Here is a 22,703-nt window from a genome sequence, read left to right as displayed (position 1 = left end):
TTGCCGGATGGCGCTGCGCTTATCCGGCCTACATCGTTCGGTAGGCCGGATAAGGCATTTATGCCGCCATCCGGCACGGTTACCGCTTCCCAAACACCTCTTTTGCGGCGAACAGGCCGTTGAGCGCCGCCGGAAATCCCGCATAAACCGCCATCTGCATAATCACTTCAATGATCTCTTCCTGCGTTAAGCCAACGTGCAGCGCAGCGGCGATATGCACTTTGAGCTGCGGCGCGGCGTTACCCATGGCGGTCAGCGCGGCGACGGTGGCGATTTCCCGGCTGCGCAGGTCCAGCCCCGGGCGCGCATAAATATCGCCAAACGGGAACTCGAGCAGATAGCGGGCGAAGTCCGGTGCGATATCCTTCAGGCTATTCACGACGGCCTCACCACCTTTTCCATCAACCTGTTGCAGCATTTTCTGACCGGTTATATAGCGTTCTGAATCCATCATCATCACCTCGTTTGTTAGCGTATGGCGAGAAGATAGAGCGCGCAGAATCATTTGGATAATACCGATTCCGTGATACCTTTTCGGTATGACTTCATCCCCTTTGCACGCTCTGGATATCCGACTGCTACGCTACTTTGCCGTGGTGGCGGAAGAGAACAATATGCGTCGTGCGGCGGAAAGGCTGTATATGTCGCAGCCGCCGCTGAGCCGTCACATTCGCCAGCTTGAAGAACGGCTGGGGGTAACGCTTTTTGTCCGGCATACCAAAGGGCTGACGTTAACGGCTGAAGGGCGGCAGGTGTTGGCGATTATTCGCCCACTGCTGGCGCAACAGGATGAAACCTATGATGCCCTGAGCCGGCTCGCTCAGGCTGGCACGTCATCGCTACGCATTGGATTGACCACCGCGTTTGAGCAGGGCGTATTTGCCACGCTGGAAACCGTGCTGGCGGCCCAGGTGGAGACCCTGCACGTTGTGCGGCACGGTTCGCCAGAGCTGGTGCGTCAGGTGCGTCGGGGAAAACTGGATGCTGCGCTGGTGGCGCTGCCGCTGGAAACCTCAGGGTTAAACTTGATGCCTCTTAGCCGACAGGAGCCTCTGATTGCGGCGTTGCCGGAACAATGGCCCGAGTCGAAGCAGGATAGGCTGATGCTCCGCGCGCTGAACGATCGACCGTTATTCTGGTTCAAGCGCGAGCGTAACCCCGCCTTCTTTGACTTTACTCGCGATATTTTCCGCCGTGTGGGTTACCTGCCCGCCTGTATTGAAGAGCCGCTGGAACACGACGTGCTGCTGGCGCGCATTGCTCGTGGTGAAGGGCTGAGTTTGTTTCCCGAATCGTTTGCTGCGATCCAGCGTCAGGGGGTGATTTTTCGGCCCATTGATGAAGCCGCCCTGTATGTCCAGTGCGGGCTCGTGACGTCGCCGGAAAACGCGGCGCGGCTGGATTGGCTGGTGAACATGGTTCAGGCCGACTCGCGCGGCACCAGTTGACCTGACAGCGTAATCGCCTGATTTTGCAATGTTGGTTCGCGCAGTTTACGGATCATCAGCGTCGCGGCCTGACGCCCGGTCTCTTCGCTGGCCGAGGAGACGTAGGTAAATGACGGCGAGGTCAGGTTGATGTGCAACATATCTTCAAAGCCAATCAGCGCCACCTGCTGGGTTAAAAAGACATCTTTCCCTACGGTGCGCCCCACCTTATGAATTCCATCGATACAGCCGATCATCGCGTCCGGTGAATGACATAGCAGTGCGGTAATGGCGTTATTGTTTTCCAGCAGCTGACGTGTCGCGACGCTGGCGGCGTACGTATCGTCGCCGCAGGCAGGGCTGAATTCGTCGCGAGTCGCAATGCCGAGGCGGGTGAGGGTGCTGCGAAAACCAACCAGCCGCTGCTGGCGAATCAGATCGTGTTCCTGGCCGCCGAGGTAGGCGATGTAGCGGTGGCCGCGCTCCAGCAGATAGCGGGTGGCCAGACTGGCCGCCTGTTGGTTATCACGCATCACCAGGTTGCACTTTTCTTTGATGGGAGACTGTGAGACGACGACCAGCGGCAATGGGCATTGGCGAATTTGTGCGGGCAGCGTATCGCGACGGACATCCGATGCGAGATAGATAACGCCCGCGACGCCCTGCTGTTTAAACGATAGCAGACAGCGCTCAAGATGTTCACGCTCGTTCAGCGGCTGGCCGAGGAACACCATGTAACCCTGCGCTTCCAGCTCCTGGACGATGCTGGCCATCACTTTGATGGAGAAGCTGTCGCTAAAGTCGCGCAGAATCAGGCCAATCAAATTGGAGGTATTGGCCCGGAGGTTGGCGGCGGCCACGTTGTGGACGTAGCCCAGCTCGTGGATGGCGGCCTGCACTTTTTCGATGGTCGCATCGGAGATTTTTCCTTTCTGACGTAGCACCAGCGACACGGTAGAAACCGAGACGCCCGCGCGCTTCGCGACATCAATTATGCTGACCTTCTTCAAAAAGTGCTCCCTGGACCATCGTGAATATCCGCAGAAAACAAGGAGGTGCCCATCAGGGATGGGACCTCCAACCGGCGACAATCTTATGATTATTTGCCAATCATCGTCGACATGGTTTGCGCGATAAATTGCGCTCTGGCGCCAAAAATCACCTGAATACCGTTATCACCGACGAAAACGACGCCGCGCGCACCGATATTGTTCAGACCATCCTTATCCACCGATCCTTTGTCTGACACTTCCAGGCGTAGACGGGTAATGCACGAGCCCACGGAGGCGATATTCTGCTCGCCGCCCAGCAGGCTGATAATTTCCGTTGCCAGATCTTCATCGGTTTTATCGTTAGCGCTCACCGTGGTTTCGGTACGGCCCGGCGTTTTGATGTCAAAACGGCGAATCACGAAACGGAAGGTGAAGTAGTAAATCAGTCCCATCGGCACGCCGACGATAATCGCGTTCAGGAAGTTCGTCTGATAGCCATTAAACGACGGCAGAATGCCAAACGAAATGTAGTCGATAAGCCCGGCGGAGAACGATTTGGCAATGTGCGCGTGCAGCAGGTACATCACCATGTAGGAGAGGCCCGCCATAATGGCGTTGAAGACGTAGAGAATGGGCGCCACGAAGATAAAGGTGAACTCAACCGGCTCGGTGATCCCGGTGAGGAAACAGGTTAGCGCGGCGGAGAACAGAATACCGGCGGCGATTTTTTTATTTTTCGTGTGCGCTTCGTGGTACATCGCCAGACACGCCGCAGGCAGCGCGAACAGCATCAGCGGGAACTCGCCCTGCATAAACTTACCGGCGTTCTGGTAAGTGTCGCTGCTGAAGGATTTCACCCCTTCTTCCAGCATTTTGAACCAGATGGTTTGGTCGCCGTGAATCACCTGGCCTGCGTGGGTGGTGTAATCGCCGAAGGAGTACCAGAATGACGGATACCAGATGTGGTGCAGGCCCAGCGGAATCAGCGCGCGCTCAACCAGCCCGAAGATAAAGGTCGATACCGCCTGGTTATCGCCGTTGATCACCACCGACAGCGCGTCGATGCCCGCCTGAATGTGCTGCCAGATGTACGGCAGAAGCAGCCCGAGAATAAACGACAGCAGGGCGGTTGCAATGGCAACAAAGCGTTTGCCGGAGAAGAATCCAAGGAATTCCGGCAGCTGCATTTTGTGGAAGCGGTTATAGCACCACGCGGCGAGGATACCGCAAATCAGGCCGCCAAAGACGCCCATTTGCAGAGTCGGAATGCCGACCACCATCGCATATTTCCCACCTTGTCCCGCCATTTCCGGCGTGATACCGAGCACGGTACTGATGGTAATGTTGGTCACAAAGACGGAGACCGCGGCGGACAGCGCCGCGATGCCGGATTCGGACGCCAGACCAACGGCGGAGCCGATAGCAAACAGCATCGGCAGGTTGTCGAAAATAATACCGCCTGCGTTCATCATCAACGGCAGGTGGAATTTATCCCCGAACGCCAGCAGCAGACCGGCCGCAGGCAGCAGCGAGATGGGCAGCATTAACGCGCGGCCAATCATCGACAGTTTAGAAAGCGATTTAACGACACTCGATATCAGACTCATACTGATTTCCCCCGGATAGACGCCTCTTCGTGCGTGCTTTTAATAACCCTGTTTATGTTAGGTATAACGTTATAGTAGAACGTTCTACTTATCGTGAAACAAGCCATTAACGTCTGCAATAGAATTTTTGTCAGGGCCGCAGGAGAGTGAGAGAACTGAGAAGTAGTTCTCACTTTAATGTATTAGAGGATGGGGAGTCGTGTGGGCATAGATTCATCGTTTTAGGCATTGTACCGGCGAGGCCGCGGAAGAGACGTCGGCTGGCCGTGAGGGTTATATTGCTACCAGTGTCATGGCCGCCGCCGCGCCAGATGAATATTTTTCATCTTCGCTGAAGATTACTCACTTTTTACGCCGATCTTTCTATTGACGCCCGTCGTCTTTTGCGGCATTTTTACATCCAGACGTCTAAACGGATAGATGTTTACAATACAACAATAATGACTTGCGATTGATAGAGGTAAGGTATGAGCTTTTTTCACGCCAACCAGCGGGAAGCGCTGAATCAGAGTCTGGCCGAAGTGCAGGGGCAGATTAACGTTTCTTTCGAGTTTTTCCCGCCGCGCACCAGTGAAATGGAGCAAACCCTGTGGAACTCTATCGACCGTCTGAGCAGCCTGAAGCCAAAATTTGTCTCGGTCACCTATGGCGCCAACTCCGGCGAACGTGACCGTACGCACAGCATCATTAAAGGCATTAAAGAGCGCACCGGTCTGGAAGCCGTACCGCATCTGACCTGTATTGACGCCAGCCGCGACGAGCTGCGCGCGATTGCTCAGGATTACTGGAACAACGGTATTCGCCACATTGTGGCCCTGCGCGGTGACCTGCCGCCGGGCAGCGGCAAGCCGGAAATGTATGCGGCCGACCTGGTGACCTTGCTGAAAGACGTCGCGGATTTCGATATTTCCGTCGCCGCCTATCCGGAAGTACACCCGGAAGCAAAAAGTGCCCAGGCTGACCTGCTCAACCTGAAACGTAAAGTGGATGCCGGTGCAAACCGTGCGATCACCCAGTTCTTCTTTGATGTTGAAAGCTATCTGCGCTTCCGCGACCGCTGTGTCTCTGCGGGGATTGATGTTGAAATCATTCCGGGGATCCTGCCGGTGTCGAACTTCAAGCAGGCGAAAAAATTTGCCGATATGACCAACGTCCGCATTCCGGCGTGGATGTCGACCATGTTTGAAGGGCTGGACGATGATGCGGAAACCCGCAAACTGGTGGGCGCCAGCATCGCGATGGACATGGTGAAAATTCTCAGCCGTGAAGGGGTGAAGGATTTCCACTTCTACACGCTGAACCGTGCGGAAATGAGCTACGCCATCTGCCATACGCTGGGCGTGCGCCCGGCATAATGCTCTGCCAGATCCCGCTTCCGATAGCGAGTAGGCCTGGTAAGCTCAGCGCAACCAGGCTATTCCCGACAAAAGCCCTGTCTATGCAGGGCTTTTGCGCAGTATAGTAACGGCTATCACATCACCGTTACGGACTGACCATGACCACCGAAGGGAAAAGCAATCCGCTGGCGCTTGTTGGCCTGCTGACGCTGACGCTCATCTGGAGCTACAGCTGGATTGCGATGAAACAGGTGACGCTCTACATCGGCGCCTTCGACTTCACCGCGCTACGCTGTATCTGCGGCGCGCTACTGCTGTTTCTCGTTTTACTCCTGCGCGGGCGCGGCATGAGGCCTACGCCGTTTGGCTACACGCTGGCGATTGCGCTGCTGCAAACTTGCGGCATGATAGGCCTCGCGCAGTGGGCGCTGATGAGCGGCGGGGCCGGGAAAGTGGCGATTCTGACCTATACCATGCCGTTCTGGGTGGTGATTATGGCGGCGCTATTTCTTGGCGAACGCATGCGGGGTCTGCAGTATGCGGCGATTGGCGTGGCGGCGGTGGGACTGTGTCTGGTGATGCAGCCGTGGCAGCTCGACCTTTCTTCGTTAAAAAGCGCGTTGTTAGCGATTCTTTCCGGCATCAGCTGGGGGGCGAGCGCCATCGTCGCAAAACGTATGTATCGACGTCATCCGGGGCTCGATCTGTTGGCCCTCACCAGCTGGCAAATGCTGTATGCCGCAGCGATCATGAGCGCCGTGGCGCTAGTGGTGCCGCAGCAACCGGTTGAATGACATCCCGCGGTTTTCGGGGCGCTGGCCTACAGCGCCATCCTGGCGACGGCGCTGGCCTGGAGCCTGTGGCTGTATGTGTTGCGAAACCTGCCTGCCGGTATTGCCAGCCTGAGTACGCTGGCGGTGCCGGTGTTTGGCGTGCTGTTCTCCTGGTGGCTGCTGGGGGAAAAGCCGGACGGATTAGAAACCGTCGGTATCGTACTGATCGTGTGCGCCCTGGCGGTGATCAGTCTCAAAAAACGTGCCCCTCAGGTTCAACGTAGTCGATGAGAGATAAGAAATTCCTTATATTTTATAAGGAATTTCTTGCCAATTCCCCCCTGGTCACAGTCATCGTGTCCCTTTCTATGCAAGGATAAGTATGGCTTGCGCAAAAATTCCGCGCTGACAAGGAAAAAATAAGAGGAATTAACTATCAAATCCGTGGGTCATTTCAGCTATAACTTATCAGCAGGGGTGTATATCTTAATGATAAATACTGTAAGGGAGCATAGTGATGAGCACGCCAGACGATATCCAGAACGCAGGTAAATGTCCTTTCCACCACGGTGTTGGCCACGACCAGAGCGCCGGTGCCGGCACCAGTAGCAAAGACTGGTGGCCGAAACAGCTGCGCGTTGATCTACTTAATCAGCATTCCAATCGATCCAACCCGCTGGGTGAGGATTTTGATTATCGTAAAGAATTCAGTAAATTAGATTACTCCGCCCTGAAAGGGGACATCCGCGCGCTGTTAACCGATTCACAATCCTGGTGGCCCGCCGACTGGGGTAGCTATGTGGGGCTGTTTATCCGCATGGCGTGGCACGGTGCGGGTACCTACCGCTCAAGCGATGGGCGCGGTGGCGCGGGTCGCGGTCAACAGCGTTTTGCCCCGCTGAACTCCTGGCCGGATAACGTGAGCCTGGACAAGGCGCGTCGTCTGCTGTGGCCCATCAAACAGAAATACGGCCAAAAAATTTCCTGGGCCGACCTGTATATTCTTGCGGGTAACGTGGCGCTGGAAAACTCGGGCTTCCGTACCTTTGGTTTCGGCGCCGGGCGTGAAGACGTGTGGGAGCCGGATCAGGACGTGAACTGGGGTGATGAAAAAACCTGGCTGGCGCACCGTGACCCGGAAGAGCTGGCAAAACGCCCGCTGGCAGCCACTGAAATGGGCCTGATCTACGTTAACCCGGAAGGACCAAACGCCAGCGGTGAGCCGCTGTCGGCGGCATCGGCGATTCGCGCCACCTTCGGCAACATGGGCATGGATGACGAAGAAACCGTCGCCCTGATCGCCGGTGGTCACACGCTGGGTAAAACCCACGGCGCGGGCCCGGCTACGCATGTCGGTCCGGATCCGGAAGCGGCGCCGATTGAAAACCAGGGTCTTGGCTGGAAGAGCGATTTCGGCACGGGCGTCGGTAAAGATGCGATTACCTCTGGTCTGGAAGTGGTATGGACTCAGACCCCGACCCAGTGGAGCAACTACTTCTTCGAGAACCTGTTCAAATACGAATGGGTACAGACCCGCAGCCCGGCTGGCGCTATCCAGTTTGAAGCGGTAGACGCGCCGGAAATCATTCCGGATCCGTTCGACCCGTCGAAAAAGCGTAAGCCAACGATGCTGGTGACCGACCTGACGCTGCGTTTCGACCCGGACTTCGAGAAAATTTCCCGTCGCTTCCTTAACGATCCGCAGGCCTTTAACGAAGCCTTTGCCCGTGCGTGGTTCAAACTGACCCACCGTGATATGGGGCCAAAAGCGCGTTACATTGGCCCGGAAGTGCCGAAAGAAGATCTGATTTGGCAGGATCCGTTGCCGCACGCGTTCTTCAATCCGTCAGCAGAAGATATCGCTAGTCTGAAAGCGGATATTGCCGCTTCCGGTCTGACGGTGAGCGAACTGGTGTCGGTAGCATGGGCGTCAGCCTCAACCTTCCGCGGCGGTGACAAGCGTGGCGGCGCGAACGGCGCGCGTCTGGCGCTGGCTCCGCAGCGTGATTGGGATGTTAACGTCACGGCGGCGCGCGTGTTGCCGGTACTGGAAGGCATCTATAAATCGGCGCATAAGGCGTCGCTGGCCGATATTATCGTGCTGGCTGGCGTGGTGGGCGTTGAGCAAGCGGCGAAAGCGGCTGGCGTTAGCATCTCCGTGCCGTTCACTCCGGGCCGCGTTGATGCGCGTCAGGATCAGACCGATATCGAGATGTTCGAACTGCTCAAGCCGGTTGCCGATGGTTTCCGTAACTATCGTGCGGCGCCGGGTGAAGCGACCACCGAGTCTCTGCTGATTGATAAAGCACAGTTGCTGACGCTGACCGCACCGGAACTGACCGTACTGGTCGGCGGGATGCGCGTACTGGGGGCGAACTTCGACGGCAGCAACCACGGTGTATTGACCGACAACGTCGGCGCGCTGACCACCGACTTCTTCGTCAATCTGCTGGATATGCGCACCGAATGGAAGGCAACGGACGAAACGGCTGAGCTGTTTGAAGGCCATGACCGTGTGAGCGGTGAGGTGAAATATACCGCGACACGAGCCGATCTGGTGTTCGGTTCCAACGCCGTACTGCGCGCGCTGGCGGAGGTTTATGCTTCCAGCGATGCGAAAGAGAAGTTTGTGAAGGACTTCGTCGCGGCTTGGGTGAAAGTGATGAACCTGGACCGTTTCGACCTGCTGTAAGGGTGGTTTGACGGTATAAAAAAATCCCCGCGAAAGCGGGGATTTTTGTTGGTGGGGTGGCGGGATTTCCCCTCACCCCGGCCCTCTCCCCAAAGGGGCGAGGGGGAAAATCGGCCCGAGTCGATTTTGAGTGCTGTACCTAAAACGGCTCATTACGATCCTCTCCCCAAAGGGGCGAGGGAGAAAAGCGGTCTGAGCAGATTTTGAACGCTGTATTCACAAACCGCACTAAACGATCCCCTCTCCCCCGTGGGGAGAGGGTTAGGGTGAGGGGGTTACTCCCACTCGTGCAGGAAACGCTGCCCATACTGGTCAGCGACCAGCAGCGCTGCGTAAACGCGGTCAGGCTCCGCGCCGCCAGGCATGTTGTGAATGGTTTCCCCTTCGGCACAGGCCGCTTCCGCCACCAGGCGCATTTTCGCCGGGATATCTTCTTTAATATCCAGCTGCGCGAGGGTGATCGGCAGACCAACGCTGTGGCACAGCGCGGCAACGGTCTCGATTTCTTCCACCGACGCGTTTTCCAGCACCAGTTGAGTCAGCGTACCGAAGGCGACTTTTTCGCCGTGGTAGAAATGGTGTGCGTCAGGAATGGCCGTCATACCGTTGTGGATGGCGTGCGCCGCGGCCAGACCGCCGCTCTCAAAACCAACGCCGCTGAGATAGGTATTGGCTTCAATCACGCGCTCCAGCGCTGGGGTAACCACATGCTGCTCAGCGGCCAGCATCGCTTTCTCACCTTCTTCAATCAGCGTGTTGTAGCACAGTTCAGCCAGCGCCAGCGCCGCCTGAGTGCATTTACCACCCGCCATGGTAGTGGCGCCGCTGCGTGAGCAGGCGCGGGCTTCAAACCAGGTGGCCAACGCATCGCCAATCCCGGCGGCCAGCAGACGTGCTGGCGCGCCCGCGACGATTTTGGTGTCGACGATAACCATGTTGGGGTTATGCGGCAGCATCAGGTAGCGGTCGAATTCACCGTCATCGGTGTACAACACGGAGAGCGCACTGCACGGCGCGTCAGTAGAGGCGATGGTGGGCACGATTGCCACCGGTAAATTCATAAAGTGGGCCAGCGCTTTCGCGGTATCCAGCGTTTTCCCGCCGCCGATACCTAAAATGGCGCTGCATTTTGCACTGGTCGCGACGTCCTGCAGACGGTTGACTTCATTCTGTGAGCACTCGCCGCCAAACGGCGCGATTTCAACGGACAGACCTGCGCCGGTCAGGCTCTTGCGCAGCGTCTCTTCGGCAAATCCCAGTACGAACTTATCGCCGACGACCAGCCAGCTATTTGCCATCGGTTTTAAGTAATCACCCAGGCGAGTGATGACGTCAGCACCCTGAATATACTTACCTGGCGATTGAATAATGCGATCCATACATTTCTCCCTTACAGGTTCAGATTACCAAATGCGTTTTTCCAGTCTTGCTCAAACTTCTCTATAGCTGACTCTACAGCGGGCGTGCCGAGCATTTGTTGCGCTACATCTAAAGGAAGGGTGATGGCTTCACATCCCGCCAATAAACAGTCCAGCGCCTGACGTGGGGTTTTGAAGCTGGCGGCCAGTACTTTACTCTGTGGTGCGTGCAGTTCCAGCAGCGTTTGCAATTCCTGCACCATGCGGATACCGTCGCCCCCCTGAGCATCCACGCGGTTAACGTATGGCGCGACGTATTCGGCTCCGGCCAGCGCGGCGAGCAGCCCCTGCGACGCGCTGTAAACTGCAGTACCCAGCGTCGGTATACCTTGTTTTTTCAATAGTTTGATTGCAGCCAGCCCTTCGGCGGTGACGGGAACTTTCACCACGATGCCGGGAACGGCCTCGTTCAGGCGACATGCGTCGGCAACCATGCCCTCCGCCGTGCGGCTCATGGTTTGGGCAAACAGCGTGCCGTGTTCGCCCATCGCTTTTTTCAGGCGCGGCAGCACATCCCAGATAGACTCGCGGCTGGCGGCGACAATACTCGGGTTCGTGGTCACGCCGGCAATCGGGAAGATGCGCGCCAGACGTTCAACTTCCTGCACATTGGCGGTATCCAGATACAGTTCCATGCTCTTTCCTCTTAAAGTTCCAGTTCGTGTTGCAGCAGGCTGGCAATCGCGTCGGCTGAGGCGGCGTTAACCAGCGAGTTACGGAATTCTTCATGCATGATGCGGCGAGCCAGGCGCGAGAAGATGCGCATGTGCTGGTCGCCCGCGGCATGTTTGTTGAGGGTCAGCATAATGATGAACTGCGCCTCTTCATCGCCCCATGCCACCGGGGCGGGCAGGCGTGCGACGCTGATGGTTGACTGTTCAATATGCTCAGATTTGCTGTGCGGAATGGCAAAGCTAAAGCCCAGGCCGGTTGAGAAGACCGCTTCGCGCGCCCACAGGTCGGCCTCAAGCTTGCGCGGATAGCGGCAGCGCCCGGCGAGCAGCAGATTATCGGTCATGCCTTTAAGCACCTCTTCTTTACTGCGCCAGTCGTTATCCAGCGAAATACAGCGCGGGGTAATCAGCGGTGCATCCTGCTGGCTCATACGGAACTGTGCCAGCAAATGTTCCACCTCCAGCGAGGTACGGCAGGCCATCGCCTGATTCAGAAGCTGACGACAGGCGCGGCTGTCGAGCTGTGCCAGACGCGCTTTGGTGGCTGGAATTGACGGCGCGCTCATGCTGATTTCATCCAGCCCCAGCCCAACCAGCAGCGGCAGGACGGAGCCTTTCGCCCCCAGCTCACCGCACAGACCAATCCATTTTCCCTGACGATGCACCGCCTGAACGGCGAAGTCCAGGGCGCGCAAGAAGGCCGGATTCAGACTGTTGTAGTGACGGGTTACTCTTGCGTTATCACGGTCGACTGCCAGCAGGTATTGCGTCAGGTCATTGCTGCCGATGCTAAAGAAATCAATCTCTTCGCAGCACTGATCGATGATAAACATCACCGAAGGGACTTCCAGCATGATGCCCAGCGGAATGCGCTCATCAAACGGTACGTGCTCGCTGCGCAGCTGTTGTTTCGCTTCGGCTACTTTTTCTTTTACCCACAGGATCTCTTCCATGGAGGAGATCATCGGAATCATAATTTTCAGGCTGCCGTGCGCCGAGGCGCGCAGAATGGCGCGCAGCTGGGTGATGAACAGCGTGGAATATTCTTCATAAATACGCACCGCGCGGTAGCCCAGGAACGGGTTGTTCTCCGCTGGAATATTCAGGTAATCCACCGGCTTATCACCGCCGATATCCATGGTGCGGATGATAATGCTACGTCCGTTGGCGGACTCCAGCGCCTGACAGAAAATATTGTAGAGCTCGCTCTCGCTCGGCTCGCTGGCGCGGTCCATATACAGCATTTCGGTGCGGAACAGACCAACCGCTTCCGCGCCGTTGCCAAAGGCCGCCTGCGCTTCGACGGAGTGAGCGATGTTGGCCGCCACTTCCAGACGAATGCCGTCGGCGCTGCGCGCCTCTTTATTCAGCCACACGCTTTGCTGTTCACGAATAGCGGCCTGAACGCGCGCTTCCTGCTGGTAGTAGCGGGTGATGGCTTCGTCAGGTGCGACAATAACCGCTCCGGCGTTGCCATCGAGATAGACCGTCTGGTTTTGCCACGGCGCCAGCGCGTCAATTTCCACGCCAACAAGGGTGGGAATGTTGAATGAGCGGGCAAGTATTACCGTGTGTGAGGTCGTGCCGCCGCTTTGCAGCAGCAGGCCTTTCAGCTGCGTTTTGTCCAGCTCAAGGAATTGGCTTGGGGTTAGCTCTTCCGCCATGCAGATAGACGGCTGGGTCAGCTGGCCCGGCGCCGGAAAACGCTGTTCGCCATAAATATGCTGTAAAAGCTGGAAGCCGACGTCGCGCACGTCCAGCGCGCGCTCCTGCAGATAGCTGCTGCTGGAACGGGCGAACTCGGCGCAGAAATGGTTGGTGCTGGCGATAATTGCCTGCGCGCAGCTGAGGCCGTGATTGACGCCTTCCAGCAGATGCTGGCGTAGCGAGGTGTCGGTGGCCAGCGAACGGTGTGCTTCAAGGATAGTACTGGCGGTGCTGTCGCTGTCCAGCAGGCGCAGCTCCAGCGTTTTCACCAGGCGAGCCAGGCCGCCGTCCAGCGCGGATTGTTCCTGCTCCGGACTTTGTGCCGCAGGCAGCTCGCCGAGGTTATTGAGATCCAGCGCGGCCAGGCGGGTCAGGACGCCGCCGGCGCTGCCGTTGCACACCGGCTGCGCGCGGAACAGCGTTGGGTTCAGGCGAGTCAGCGACGCCGGCAGCAGCTCTTGCTCCACGTGGGTAACTTGCGCCAGCGGCACATCGCACAGTGGGAATTCGTCTTTCAGCCAGACGGACAGGCGGTCGTGAGCGACGTTTTCATCAGCACCGCTAATGAGCAACCGGCAGCTATCGCCCGCCAGCGTGTCGGTACCGATAATCGCCAGCGCGCTTTTGGCGTTGCCCTTACGGTCGGTGCGCAGGTTATGCCATTCAATGTCGCAGCAAAAGGTATTGCACAGCGTTTCGACATGGCTGGCCGGACGGGCGTGCACGCCGTTCGGCAATTCACAGATAAATTCAACAACCAAGGCCATAACCTTCTCTCCCAAATCAGTCGATATGGGTAACAGAATAGGGGGCATGTTATCGGCGCGGCTATCTGACATTTATGTCAAAAACTGGACAAATGTATTGTCCGCTGGAAAATGCGAGCCATCTCACAGGTTGCCAGTAGTGCGTATAAAGAGGGGGATGGCGTTAACTTTTGAGGTCGCTCGCATTTTTCTTCTGACATTACAAAAATCCAGTAAATGCACTTTTTATCCACTGTCTGTCCCGTCGCCAATTGCCTATTGTTTGCCACAACACCTTAATGGACATGGGCCGAAGAAGCCCAGGAGCGACTGATGAAAGAATTGGTGCACATACTCAAAAACACCCGTCAGCACTTAATGACTGGCGTGTCGCACATGATCCCGTTTGTGGTTGCGGGGGGTATTTTACTGGCGGTCTCGGTCATGCTGTACGGCAAAGGGGCCGTACCGGATGCGGCCACCGATCCCAACCTGAAGAAGCTGTTTGATATTGGCGTCGCGGGTCTGACGCTGATGGTGCCATTCCTGGCGGCGTACATTGGCTACTCCATCGCCGAGCGCTCCGCGCTGGCGCCTTGCGCCATCGGCGCGTGGGTGGGCAACAGTTTTGGCGCGGGCTTCTTCGGCGCGCTGATCGCCGGGATTATCGGCGGAATCGTCGTCTACTATCTGAAAAAAATCCCGGTGCACAAAGTATTGCGCTCGGTGATGCCAATCTTCGTGATTCCTATCGTCGGCACATTCATAACCGCAGGCGTGATGATGTGGGGGCTGGGTGAACCCGTCGGCCTGCTGACAACCAGCCTGACCCACTGGCTGCAAGGGATGCAGCAGGGCAGCATCGTGGTGCTGGCGGTCATCATGGGGCTGATGCTGGCGTTCGATATGGGCGGCCCGGTGAACAAAGTGGCCTACGCCTTCATGCTGATTTGTGTTTCGCAGGGTGTTTATACCGTAGTGGCGATTGCTGCCGTCGGCATCTGCGTTCCGCCGCTGGGACTGGGGCTGGCAACGCTGATTAATCGTAAGAATTTCAATAATGAAGAGCGCGAAGCCGGGAAAGCGGCGCTCGTCATGGGCTGTGTGGGTGTCACCGAAGGGGCGATTCCATTCGCTGCCGCCGACCCGCTACGCGTGATTCCATCCATCATGCTGGGTTCCGTTTGCGGCGCGGTGACCGCTGCGCTGATGGGGGCACAGTGTTACGCCGGATGGGGCGGTCTGATTGTCCTGCCAGTGGTAGAAGGCAAACTGGGCTATTTGCTGGCGATTGTGGCGGGGGCAGTGGTGACCGCCGTCAGCGTTAACCTGCTGAAAAGCCTGGCGCGTAAGAACAAGAAGGCGGTTGTCGAAAAAGAAGATGACCTGGATTTAGATTTTGAAATTAACTCATTGAGAAGGTAGAGATTATGACCAATATTATTGCGGTAACGGCCTGTCCTTCCGGCGTAGCACACACCTATATGGCTGCGGAAGCGCTGGAGAGCGCGGCAAAATCCAGGGGCTGGAACGTGAAGGTAGAAACGCAGGGGTCGATTGGTCAGGAAAACGCGCTGACGGCAAGCGACGTCGAGGCGGCGGATATGGTCATTCTGACCAAGGATATCGGCATCAAATTTGAAGATCGCTTCACCGGGAAAACGATAGTACGCGTCAATATTAGCGATGCAGTAAAACGCGCCGACGCTATCATGAATAAAATTGAGGCACACTTAGCGCAGAGCGCATAAGCCTGTCCCGATACCATAGGTACTTTAAAACCGGCGGGTGCGAAAGATTTTTTGCGCCCGCCAGCGTTTGTTTTCTGCAAGGAGGAGACGATGACGGCAACGGGCGGACGAATGTTAGTGGCGGTCACCGCCTGCGTAAGCGGCGTGGCTCATACCTATATGGCGGCTGAACGTCTGGAGAAGCTCTGTCAGCAGGAAAAATGGACCATCAAAATTGAAACACAGGGTGCGTTGGGCATTGAGAATGCGCTTACGGAAGAGGACATTCGCCGCGCTGACGCGGTGCTGCTGATTACCGATATAGAGCTCAATGGGAGCGAACGCTTTACCCAAAGTCGCTACGTACAGTCGGGTATCAGCGCCTTCTTACGCGAGCCGCAGAAGGTGATGAGCGCGGTGCGTAAGCTGCTTTCCGCGCCTCAGCACACGCATATTATTCTGTCGTAGTCAGCTGGCTGTGATACTGGCGACGGTACTCTGACGGCGAACGCGCCGTGTTTTTGCGAAACAGACGGCAGAAGTAGTTGCTGTCGACGAACCCACAGGCGTGGGCAATCTCTTTTACCTTCAGATCATACCCCTTCAACAGCCGTCTGGCGTGCTCCAGGCGGGTGTGGTTGAGATATTCATTAAAGCCCATAATGCCGCTTTTCTGGAACAGGTGTGACAGGTAGTTCGGTGAAATATAGAACGCCTGTGCTACCGATTCGCGGGTTAGCGGTTCGGCGAAGTGGCTATCGATATATTCGCGAATGGCGTCGAACAGGGCCTGGCTGCGCGAGGCGGTCTGAATTTGGCTGCTGAGCAGGTCGGCGCAGTGGCTGATGAGGCTGGTGGCAATCAGCCGCGCGGTTTGCTGCTCCTGCGGCTGCATTTGAATTTCGTTCATGGTTTGCAGCAGGAAAGAACCGACGCGTGGCCCGCGACGGGCAACATGCTGTTTCGCCAGGTTGCTCAGGCGGTAGCCATCCCACTGCTGGACGCTAAACCCCAACTGCTGTTTGCCGAACAGAATGCTCAGCGTGGTGGCGGGTTCCAGCCAGTGCGGAAAATTCCAGCCGCCAGCGGGAACGTACAGCGCATCAAGGGCCTGCATGGGCGTATCATCGCCCAGTCCGGCGTCGGCGAGCTGCCCTTCCAGCACAATTTCGAGGCGCGGAAAGTCGACCTGAAAAGCCATATCGGGAACGGGCGTGTGATTGCCGGCAAAACCGATTTTCTGCAGCGGGGTGGTGCCGGAGGCAAGGCGGGAAAGCAGCGGGTTGATGTCGAAAAACATGGGGCTCCCTGTCGTGATGAACAACAAAGAAACCTTAACTGAGGGTATGAAAAAAGGCCACAAAGAATGTGGCCTTTTGGGATGTCAGCGTACCGATGAATTAACCGGTGTTACGCATACCCGCTGCGACGCCTGCGATGGTGACCATCAGCGCCTGCTCGACGTTGGGATCCGGCTCCAGGCCTTCCTCTTCCGCTTTACGTGAACGGTGCAGCAGTTCGGCCTGCAGAACGTTCAGCGGGTCGGTGTAGATGTTACGCAGCTGGATAGACTCGGCAATCCACGGTAGATCGGCCATCAGGTGCGCATCGTTGGCGATATCCAGCACCACTTTGATGTCGGCTTCCAGCAGCTCGCGCAGCTCGGTACCCAGCCCCCACAGTTCCTGTTTCACCAGACGCTGATCGTAATATTCCGCCAGCCACAGATCGGCCTTCGAGTAGACCATCTCCAGCATCCCCAGACGGGTAGAGAAGAACGGCCAGTCGCGACACATAGTTTCCAGCTTGCTCTGTTTGCCATCTTCCACCACTTTTTGCAGCGCGGCGCCGGCACCCAGCCAGGCTGGCAGCATCAAACGGTTCTGTGTCCAGGCGAAGATCCACGGGATGGCGCGCAGAGACTCGACGCCGCCGGTTGGGCGACGTTTTGCCGGACGTGAACCCAGCGGCAGTTTACCCAACTCTTGTTCCGGCGTGGCGGAGCGGAAATAAGGCACGAAATCTTTGTTTTCACGCACGTAGCCGCGGTACATCTCGCAAGAGATGTCGGACAGCTCGTCCATGATGCCGCGCCACTCTTCTTTCGGCTCCGGCGGTGGCAGCAGGTTCGCTTCCAGAATGGCGCTGGTGTACAGCGACAGGCTGCTGACGGTGACTTCCGGCAGACCGTATTTGAAGCGGATCATCTCGCCCTGTTCGGTGACACGCAGGCCGCCCTTCAGGCTTCCCGGAGGCTGAGAGAGCAGCGCCGCGTGCGCCGGCGCGCCGCCGCGACCAATAGAACCACCGCGACCATGGAACAACGTCAGTTCAATACCGGCTTTTTCACAGGTTTTGATCAACGCATCCTGCGCCTGGTACTGCGCCCAGGATGCAGCCATAACGCCCGCATCTTTCGCGGAGTCGGAATAGCCGATCATGACCATCTGCTTGCCCTGAATAAAGCCGCGATACCAGTCAATGCTGAGCAACTGGGTCATCACGTCGTCGGCGTTGTTCAGGTCGTCCAGGGTTTCGAACAGCGGCGCGACCGGGAGTGCGAAGGTGATGCCCGCTTCTTTCAGCAGCAGGTGAACCGCCAGCACGTCGGACGGCGTTTTGGCCATCGAGATGACGTAAGCGGCAACCGAGCCAATTGGCGCATCGACGATGGCTTTACAGGTATTCAGGACTTCACGGGTATCGTTGCTTGGCTCCCAGCTACGTGGGAGAAGCGGACGTTTGGAATTCAGTTCGCGGATCAGGAAGGCCTGCTTGTCGGCTTCTGACCAACTTTCGTAGTCGCCGATGCCCAGGTAGCGGGTCAGTTCGCCCAGCGCTTCGGTGTGGCGGGTGCTCTCCTGACGCACGTCAATACGCACCAGCGGTACGCCAAAACATTTCACGCGGCGCAGCGTGTCGAGCAGCTCGCCGTTAGCGATAATGCCCATACCGCAGGCCTGCAGTGATTTATAGCAGGCGTACAGCGGTTCCCACAGCTGCTCGTTCTGGCTAATCAGACCGGCCGGTTTCGGCAGGCGCTGGCCTTTCAGGCGCGCTTCCAGCCAGGCCTGAGTGGCCATCAGCTGGCTGCGCAGGGTTTTCATCAGGTAGCGGTACGGCTCGGTCGCGCCCTCTTCGCCAACCCGCTCGCGCAGTTCGTCGGTGCATTCCACCATCGACAGCTCGGAAATCAGTACCTGAATATCTTTCAGGAACAGATCGGTCGCTTTCCAGCGGCTGAGCAGCAGCACGTGGCGGGTGATTTCGGCGGTGACGTTCGGGTTGCCGTCACGGTCGCCGCCCATCCACGAGGTGAAGCGTACCGGCACGAAATCGACCGGCAGCTGGTAGCCCAGGTTCTCTTCCAGCTGTTCGTTCAGCTCACGCAGGTAGTTCGGTACGCCCTCCCACAGGCTGTTTTCCACAACAGCGAAGCCCCATTTGGCTTCATCCACCGGGCTTGGGCGATGCTTACGAATTTCATCGGTGTGCCATGACTGAGCAATCAGCTGGCGCAGACGGCGCATTACCTGGTTGCGTTCGTAGTCGGCAATGTCGTTATTATCGAGCTGTTTCAGACAGTTGTTGATTTCGCCCATTTTATGAATCAGCGTACGACGCGTGATTTCAGTCGGGTGTGCGGTGAGTACCAGCTCCAGCGACAGGGATTCAACGGCTTTTTTAATTGTGGTTTCGTCGAGATTGGGTTGGTCTTTGAGTTTACGCAGGGTACGGGCAATCACTTCCGGGTTGCTTGCCGCTTCGCCTTTTGGCGAAATGCTGTGGTACTGCTCGGCGGTATTGGCCAGGTTCAGGAACTGGCTAAACGCGCGGGCAACCGGCAGCAGTTCATCGTTGGACAGGTTCTGCAGCGTGGTGAGCAGCTCCTGACGATTGGCTTCGTTGCCCGCACGTGAAGATTTGGACAACTTACGGATCGTTTCTACACGGTCAAGAATGTTCTCACCAAGCGCATCCTTGATGGTATCGCCTAGCACTTTACCGAGCATACTGACATTACTACGCAACGCGGAATATTGTTCGTTCATTAACCCAGACACCCCATCTCATTTTATTTTGTTATATCCCAGCCTTTGGAACGAAAGGGCGGGATAAAGACACCTCTTTTATAAAGCCACGTAAAAACCCGTACGTCAATTGCTGCGAAATCGCTTCAGCAAACGAATAAATTGCGGCAATTGACGAAAGTTAATTCGCATCGTGCCAGATAAGAAATGCTTATGAAAATGTGAAGAAGATCGCGGGAAAACGGAGGTGGGGATATGCCGGATGGCGCTGCGCTTATCCGGCCTACAGGTGGAGGTAGGCCCGGTAAGCGTAGCGCCACCGGGCAGAACACATTAATGCCAGCAGAAGTGATGCACGACCTGGGTAATTAATTCGCGCGTCGGCTTAATAAAGCGCGTTTCCAGGTATTCGTCCGGCTGGTGTGCCTGGTTAATCGAGCCTGGGCCCAGGACGATGGTCGGGCACAGAGTCTGGATAAACGGCGCTTCGGTGCAGTAGTTCACCACTTCGGTCTTGGTGCCGAGCAGTTTTTCCAGCACTTCAACCAGCTGATGATCTGGCGGGCATTCATAGCCCGGAATCGGTGCGTGCAGCTCGCTGACCGTCAGGCGGCCCGGCCATTGCGCGCTGACCGGCTCCAGTGCTTCATCCAGCAGACCGTTGAGGTCGCTCAGCGTCATGCCCGGCAGCGGGCGGATATCCATATGCAGCTCACAGCAGGCGCAGATACGGTTGGAAGCATCGCCGCCGTGCAGGCTACCGAGGTTGAGCGTTGGATAGGGCACGGTGAACGCTTCATAGTGATAGCGCTCTTTCAGCGAGTCGCGCAGCTGCATCACGCGGCCAATGGCGTCGTGCATGATTTCAATGGCGTTCACGCCGCGCGCCGGGTCGCTGGAGTGGCCGGACTGGCCCATCACGCGGATAGCGTTCGACATATGACCTTTGTGCGCGCGCACCGGCTGCAATGAGGTGGGCTCACCGATGATAGCGCAGTCCGGGCGTAGCTCGGTCGATTCGGAAAAATAGCGCGCCCCCGCCATGCTGGTTTCTTCATCTGCCGTGGCCAGAATGTAGAGCGGCTTTTTCAGCTGCGTCACGTCAACATCACGCAACGCATCAAGAATAAAGGCGAAGAAGCCTTTCATATCGGCAGTGCCCAGACCGTAGAGCTTGTTATCGTGCTCGGTCAGGGTGAACGGATCGCGGGTCCAGCGGCCGTCGTCAAACGGTACGGTATCGGTATGACCGGCAAGCAGCAGGCCGCCTGCGCCGTGTCCGGTACTGGCCAGCAGGTTGAATTTATTGCGCGTGCCGGGAACCGGCTGCACCTCAACATTGAAGCCGAGAGAGGCGAACCAATCGGCCAGCAGAGTGATTAAAGACGCATTACTCTGATCGAGTGCTTCTTCGGTTGCGCTGATGGACGGTGTGGCGATCAACGCACGGTAAATCTCGATAAATGGTGGTAAATTGTTTTTCATTGTTGACACACCTCGGGTCGTGATAGTATCAATATTCATGCAGTATTTGTGAATAAAAATACATTATCATTAGGCGTAAGAAAACCCACCAACGGTAGGGTGAAGTGACGACGCTTAATCAGGCAAACAGACATAAGAAGGTAAACGGCCCCGATGTTGAATACGCTGATTGTGGGCGCGAGCGGTTACGCTGGCGCTGAGCTTGTGACCTATGTGAATCGCCATCCTCATATGAACATAACCGCTTTGACGGTCTCAGCGCAAAGCAATGATGCGGGAAAGTTAATCTCCGATTTGCATCCACAGCTAAAAGGGATTGTTGATCTCCCTTTGCAGCCGATGTCCGACATCAGCGAATTCAGCGCCGGCGTTGATGTGGTGTTCCTTGCCACCGCTCATGAAGTCAGCCACGACCTTGCGCCGCAGTTCCTCGCGGCGGGCTGCGTGGTGTTCGACCTTTCCGGCGCGTTCCGCGTAAACGACGGCGCCTTCTATGAAAAATACTACGGATTTACCCATCAGCACCCTGAGCTGCTGGCTCAGGCAGTGTATGGCCTGGCTGAATGGAGCGCCGAAGCGCTGAAAGAAGCGCAGCTGATTGCCGTGCCTGGCTGTTATCCCACGGCGGCACAGCTTTCTTTAAAACCGCTGATTGACGGCGACTTACTGGATCTCAGCCAATGGCCGGTGATTAACGCGACCAGCGGCGTGAGCGGCGCGGGACGTAAAGCGGCGATCTCCAACAGTTTCTGTGAAGTGAGCTTGCAACCGTACGGCGTGTTTACCCATCGCCATCAGCCGGAAATCGCCAGTCATCTTGGCGCAGAGGTCATTTTCACTCCGCATCTGGGCAACTTCCCGCGCGGGATTCTGGAAACCATCACCTGCCGCCTGAAGCCGGGCGTGACGCATGCGCAGGTGGCGGAAGCCTTACAGCAGGCCTACGGCGACAAGCCAATGGTGCGTTTATACGACAAGGGCGTTCCGGCGTTGAAAAACGTCGTCGGCCTGCCGTTCTGCGATATCGGTTTTGCCGTTCAGGGGGAGCACCTGATCGTGGTGGCGACCGAAGATAACTTATTGAAAGGTGCAGCCGCACAGGCCGTGCAGTGCGCCAATATTCGTTTCGGCTTCGCTGAGACGCAGTCTCTTATTTAAGGTGTGACGATGATGAATCCATTAATTATCAAACTGGGCGGCGTGTTACTGGATAGCGAAGAGGCGCTGGAGCGTCTGTTTACCGCGCTGGTCAACTACCGCGAGTCGCATCAACGCCCGCTGGTGATTGTCCACGGTGGCGGCTGCGTGGTGGATGAGCTGATGAAGCAGCTCAATTTGCCGGTGAAAAAGAAAAATGGCCTGCGCGTGACGCCTGCCGATCAGATCGACATTATTACCGGCGCGCTGGCGGGCACAGCCAACAAAACGCTGCTGGCCTGGGCGAAGAAACATGATATCGCCTCTGTGGGTCTGTTCCTCGGAGATGGTGACAGCGTGCAGGTCACTAAACTGGATGAAGAATTGGGTCACGTGGGTCTGGCGCAGCCGGGTTCGCCTAAACTGATTAATCTGCTGCTGGAAGGCGGTTTCCTGCCGGTGGTGAGTTCTATCGGCGTGACCGCCGAAGGGCAATTGATGAACGTCAACGCTGACCAGGCGGCAACCGCGCTGGCGGCCACGCTGGGTGCGGATCTGATTCTGCTTTCCGACGTGAGCGGTATTCTCGACGGTAAAGGCCAGCGTATTGCTGAAATGACCGCAGCGAAGGCGGAACAGCTTATCGAGCAGGGCATTATTACCGACGGCATGATTGTGAAGGTGAACGCGGCGCTGGATGCAGCGCGTACGCTGGGCCGCCCGGTAGATATCGCTTCATGGCGCCACGCGGAGCAGCTGCCGGCGCTGTTTAACGGCACGCCGATTGGTACGCGTATTCTGGCATAAGTTTTTCCCCCTCACCCTAACCCTCTCCCCACAGGGGAGAGGGGACTGGCCGGAGCCGGTATAGTTCTCCCACTCTCCACAGGGACGAGGGAACTGACGGTTTTCCCCCTCTCCCTCAGGGAGAGGGCCGGGGTGAGGGT

Annotated in this window: 17 protein-coding genes and 2 pseudogenes; 10 read left to right on the top strand and 9 right to left on the bottom strand. The window is 57.0% G+C overall.

All coding sequences use genetic code 11. From position 1 onward, the window contains the following. Positions 1-123, top strand: a pseudogene (locus M989_RS26450) (hypothetical protein); the annotation flags it as partial. Here the strand turns inward: M989_RS26450 and M989_RS00130 are convergent. Continuing rightward, positions 80-451 carry a carboxymuconolactone decarboxylase family protein gene (locus M989_RS00130; protein WP_064540526.1) on the bottom strand — a complete coding sequence of 124 codons (372 nt, stop codon included), beginning with the start codon at positions 449-451 and terminating at the stop codon, positions 80-82. The pseudogene M989_RS26450 and the gene M989_RS00130 overlap by 44 nt on opposite strands. An 88-nt stretch (positions 452-539) precedes the next feature. On the opposite strand from M989_RS00130, the gene M989_RS00125 reads away from it, so the two are divergent. Next, positions 540-1,448: a LysR family transcriptional regulator gene (locus tag M989_RS00125; protein WP_064540352.1), complete on the top strand. Its 909-nt coding sequence runs from the start codon at positions 540-542 to the stop codon at positions 1,446-1,448. On the opposite strand, the gene malI is transcribed toward M989_RS00125, so the two are convergent. Together malI and M989_RS00115 are read right to left on the bottom strand one after the other, a co-directional pair. After that, on the bottom strand, positions 1,421-2,437 hold the full coding sequence (malI, locus tag M989_RS00120; protein ID WP_064540351.1) for a Mal regulon transcriptional regulator MalI: 1,017 nt from the start codon (positions 2,435-2,437) through the stop codon (positions 1,421-1,423). The two genes, M989_RS00125 and malI, sit on opposite strands and share 28 nt — an antisense overlap. Before the next feature lie 89 nt (positions 2,438-2,526). Next, positions 2,527-4,026, bottom strand: coding sequence for a PTS transporter subunit EIIC (locus M989_RS00115; protein WP_064540348.1), 1,500 nt, complete (start codon positions 4,024-4,026; stop codon positions 2,527-2,529). Between the two features lie 467 nt (positions 4,027-4,493). On the opposite strand from M989_RS00115, the gene metF reads away from it, so the two are divergent. From metF to katG, 3 genes and pseudogenes are all read left to right on the top strand, one after another. Next, the gene (gene metF / locus M989_RS00110) at positions 4,494-5,381 is read left to right on the top strand and encodes a methylenetetrahydrofolate reductase (RefSeq protein WP_064540345.1); all 888 of its coding nucleotides are present in this window, start codon (positions 4,494-4,496) and stop codon (positions 5,379-5,381) included. A gap of 140 nt (positions 5,382-5,521) precedes the next feature. Further along, positions 5,522-6,427 (top strand): annotated as a pseudogene (locus tag M989_RS00105) (DMT family transporter). Positions 6,428-6,653: 226 nt separating this feature from the next. After that, a complete protein-coding gene (gene katG, locus M989_RS00100; protein WP_064540342.1) occupies positions 6,654-8,828 on the top strand; it encodes a catalase/peroxidase HPI in 2,175 nt (724 codons plus the stop codon). 275 nt (positions 8,829-9,103) lie between these two features. Here katG and gldA read toward each other — a convergent pair whose 3' ends face one another. From gldA to ptsP, 3 genes are read right to left on the bottom strand one after another with little or no spacing between them, the layout of a single operon-like run. After that, positions 9,104-10,207, bottom strand: a complete 1,104-nt coding sequence (gldA, locus tag M989_RS00095) for a bifunctional L-1,2-propanediol dehydrogenase/glycerol dehydrogenase (protein ID WP_064540339.1) — start codon at positions 10,205-10,207, stop codon at positions 9,104-9,106. Positions 10,208-10,218: 11 nt separating this feature from the next. Beyond that, complete coding sequence (gene fsa, locus M989_RS00090; protein WP_064540336.1) at positions 10,219-10,881, bottom strand: fructose-6-phosphate aldolase; 663 nt, start codon at positions 10,879-10,881, stop codon at positions 10,219-10,221. An 11-nt stretch (positions 10,882-10,892) separates the two neighbouring features. Beyond that, positions 10,893-13,394 (bottom strand): phosphoenolpyruvate--protein phosphotransferase, encoded by a 2,502-nt coding sequence (gene ptsP, locus M989_RS00085; RefSeq protein WP_064540333.1) that lies wholly within the window; start codon positions 13,392-13,394, stop codon positions 10,893-10,895. A 312-nt stretch (positions 13,395-13,706) separates the two neighbouring features. Here ptsP and M989_RS00080 point away from each other — a divergent pair, with 312 nt between their 5' ends. From M989_RS00080 to M989_RS00070, 3 genes are all read left to right on the top strand, one after another. Beyond that, positions 13,707-14,798: a PTS fructose transporter subunit EIIC gene (locus M989_RS00080; protein ID WP_064540330.1), complete on the top strand. Its 1,092-nt coding sequence runs from the start codon at positions 13,707-13,709 to the stop codon at positions 14,796-14,798. A gap of 5 nt (positions 14,799-14,803) precedes the next feature. After that, positions 14,804-15,124: a PTS fructose-like transporter subunit IIB gene (locus M989_RS00075; protein WP_064540327.1), complete on the top strand. Its 321-nt coding sequence runs from the start codon at positions 14,804-14,806 to the stop codon at positions 15,122-15,124. A gap of 90 nt (positions 15,125-15,214) precedes the next feature. Beyond that, a complete protein-coding gene (locus M989_RS00070) occupies positions 15,215-15,571 on the top strand; it encodes a PTS fructose-like transporter subunit IIB (RefSeq protein ID WP_064540324.1) in 357 nt (118 codons plus the stop codon). Here the strand turns inward: M989_RS00070 and M989_RS00065 are convergent. From M989_RS00065 to argE, 3 genes are all read right to left on the bottom strand, one after another. Next, positions 15,558-16,403 carry a helix-turn-helix transcriptional regulator gene (locus M989_RS00065; protein ID WP_064540321.1) on the bottom strand — a complete coding sequence of 282 codons (846 nt, stop codon included), beginning with the start codon at positions 16,401-16,403 and terminating at the stop codon, positions 15,558-15,560. The genes M989_RS00070 and M989_RS00065 overlap by 14 nt on opposite strands. Before the next feature lie 100 nt (positions 16,404-16,503). Then, entirely contained in the window at positions 16,504-19,155 is a 2,652-nt protein-coding gene (gene ppc / locus M989_RS00060; RefSeq protein WP_064540318.1) for a phosphoenolpyruvate carboxylase, read from the bottom strand. A 312-nt stretch (positions 19,156-19,467) separates the two neighbouring features. Beyond that, the gene (gene argE / locus M989_RS00055; protein ID WP_064540316.1) at positions 19,468-20,619 is read right to left on the bottom strand and encodes an acetylornithine deacetylase; all 1,152 of its coding nucleotides are present in this window, start codon (positions 20,617-20,619) and stop codon (positions 19,468-19,470) included. Positions 20,620-20,772: 153 nt separating this feature from the next. On the opposite strand from argE, the gene argC reads away from it, so the two are divergent. Together argC and argB are read left to right on the top strand one after the other, a co-directional pair. Then, positions 20,773-21,777, top strand: coding sequence for an N-acetyl-gamma-glutamyl-phosphate reductase (argC, locus tag M989_RS25405; protein WP_064540313.1), 1,005 nt, complete (start codon positions 20,773-20,775; stop codon positions 21,775-21,777). Between the two features lie 9 nt (positions 21,778-21,786). Beyond that, positions 21,787-22,563 carry an acetylglutamate kinase gene (argB, locus tag M989_RS25400; RefSeq protein WP_157093495.1) on the top strand — a complete coding sequence of 259 codons (777 nt, stop codon included), beginning with the start codon at positions 21,787-21,789 and terminating at the stop codon, positions 22,561-22,563. Positions 22,564-22,703 lie beyond the last annotated feature (140 nt).

Source organism: Kluyvera georgiana ATCC 51603 (assembly GCF_001654985.1).
Classification (GTDB): Bacteria; Pseudomonadota; Gammaproteobacteria; order Enterobacterales; family Enterobacteriaceae; genus Kluyvera; species Kluyvera georgiana.
The sequence above is the reverse complement of the archived record's forward strand: the minus strand, read 5'-3'. Positions and strand labels throughout refer to the sequence as shown.

Excerpts from the sequence above, each read along its gene's own strand:
- M989_RS00115 (WP_064540348.1), bottom strand. The coding sequence starts at position 4,026 with ATGAGTCTGATATCGAGTGTCGTTAAATCGCTTTCTAAACTGTCGATG.
- gldA (WP_064540339.1), bottom strand. The coding sequence starts at position 10,207 with ATGGATCGCATTATTCAATCGCCAGGTAAGTATATTCAGGGTGCTGAC.
- argB (WP_157093495.1), top strand. The coding sequence starts at position 21,787 with ATGATGAATCCATTAATTATCAAACTGGGCGGCGTGTTACTGGATAGC.
- argC (WP_064540313.1), top strand. The coding sequence starts at position 20,773 with ATGTTGAATACGCTGATTGTGGGCGCGAGCGGTTACGCTGGCGCTGAG.
- metF (WP_064540345.1), top strand. The coding sequence starts at position 4,494 with ATGAGCTTTTTTCACGCCAACCAGCGGGAAGCGCTGAATCAGAGTCTG.
- M989_RS00080 (WP_064540330.1), top strand. The coding sequence starts at position 13,707 with ATGAAAGAATTGGTGCACATACTCAAAAACACCCGTCAGCACTTAATG.
- M989_RS00125 (WP_064540352.1), top strand. The coding sequence starts at position 540 with ATGACTTCATCCCCTTTGCACGCTCTGGATATCCGACTGCTACGCTAC.
- M989_RS00070 (WP_064540324.1), top strand. The coding sequence starts at position 15,215 with ATGACGGCAACGGGCGGACGAATGTTAGTGGCGGTCACCGCCTGCGTA.
- ppc (WP_064540318.1), bottom strand. The coding sequence starts at position 19,155 with ATGAACGAACAATATTCCGCGTTGCGTAGTAATGTCAGTATGCTCGGT.
- M989_RS00065 (WP_064540321.1), bottom strand. The coding sequence starts at position 16,403 with ATGTTTTTCGACATCAACCCGCTGCTTTCCCGCCTTGCCTCCGGCACC.
- katG (WP_064540342.1), top strand. The coding sequence starts at position 6,654 with ATGAGCACGCCAGACGATATCCAGAACGCAGGTAAATGTCCTTTCCAC.
- M989_RS00075 (WP_064540327.1), top strand. The coding sequence starts at position 14,804 with ATGACCAATATTATTGCGGTAACGGCCTGTCCTTCCGGCGTAGCACAC.
- fsa (WP_064540336.1), bottom strand. The coding sequence starts at position 10,881 with ATGGAACTGTATCTGGATACCGCCAATGTGCAGGAAGTTGAACGTCTG.
- ptsP (WP_064540333.1), bottom strand. The coding sequence starts at position 13,394 with ATGGCCTTGGTTGTTGAATTTATCTGTGAATTGCCGAACGGCGTGCAC.
- argE (WP_064540316.1), bottom strand. The coding sequence starts at position 20,619 with ATGAAAAACAATTTACCACCATTTATCGAGATTTACCGTGCGTTGATC.
- M989_RS00130 (WP_064540526.1), bottom strand. The coding sequence starts at position 451 with ATGGATTCAGAACGCTATATAACCGGTCAGAAAATGCTGCAACAGGTT.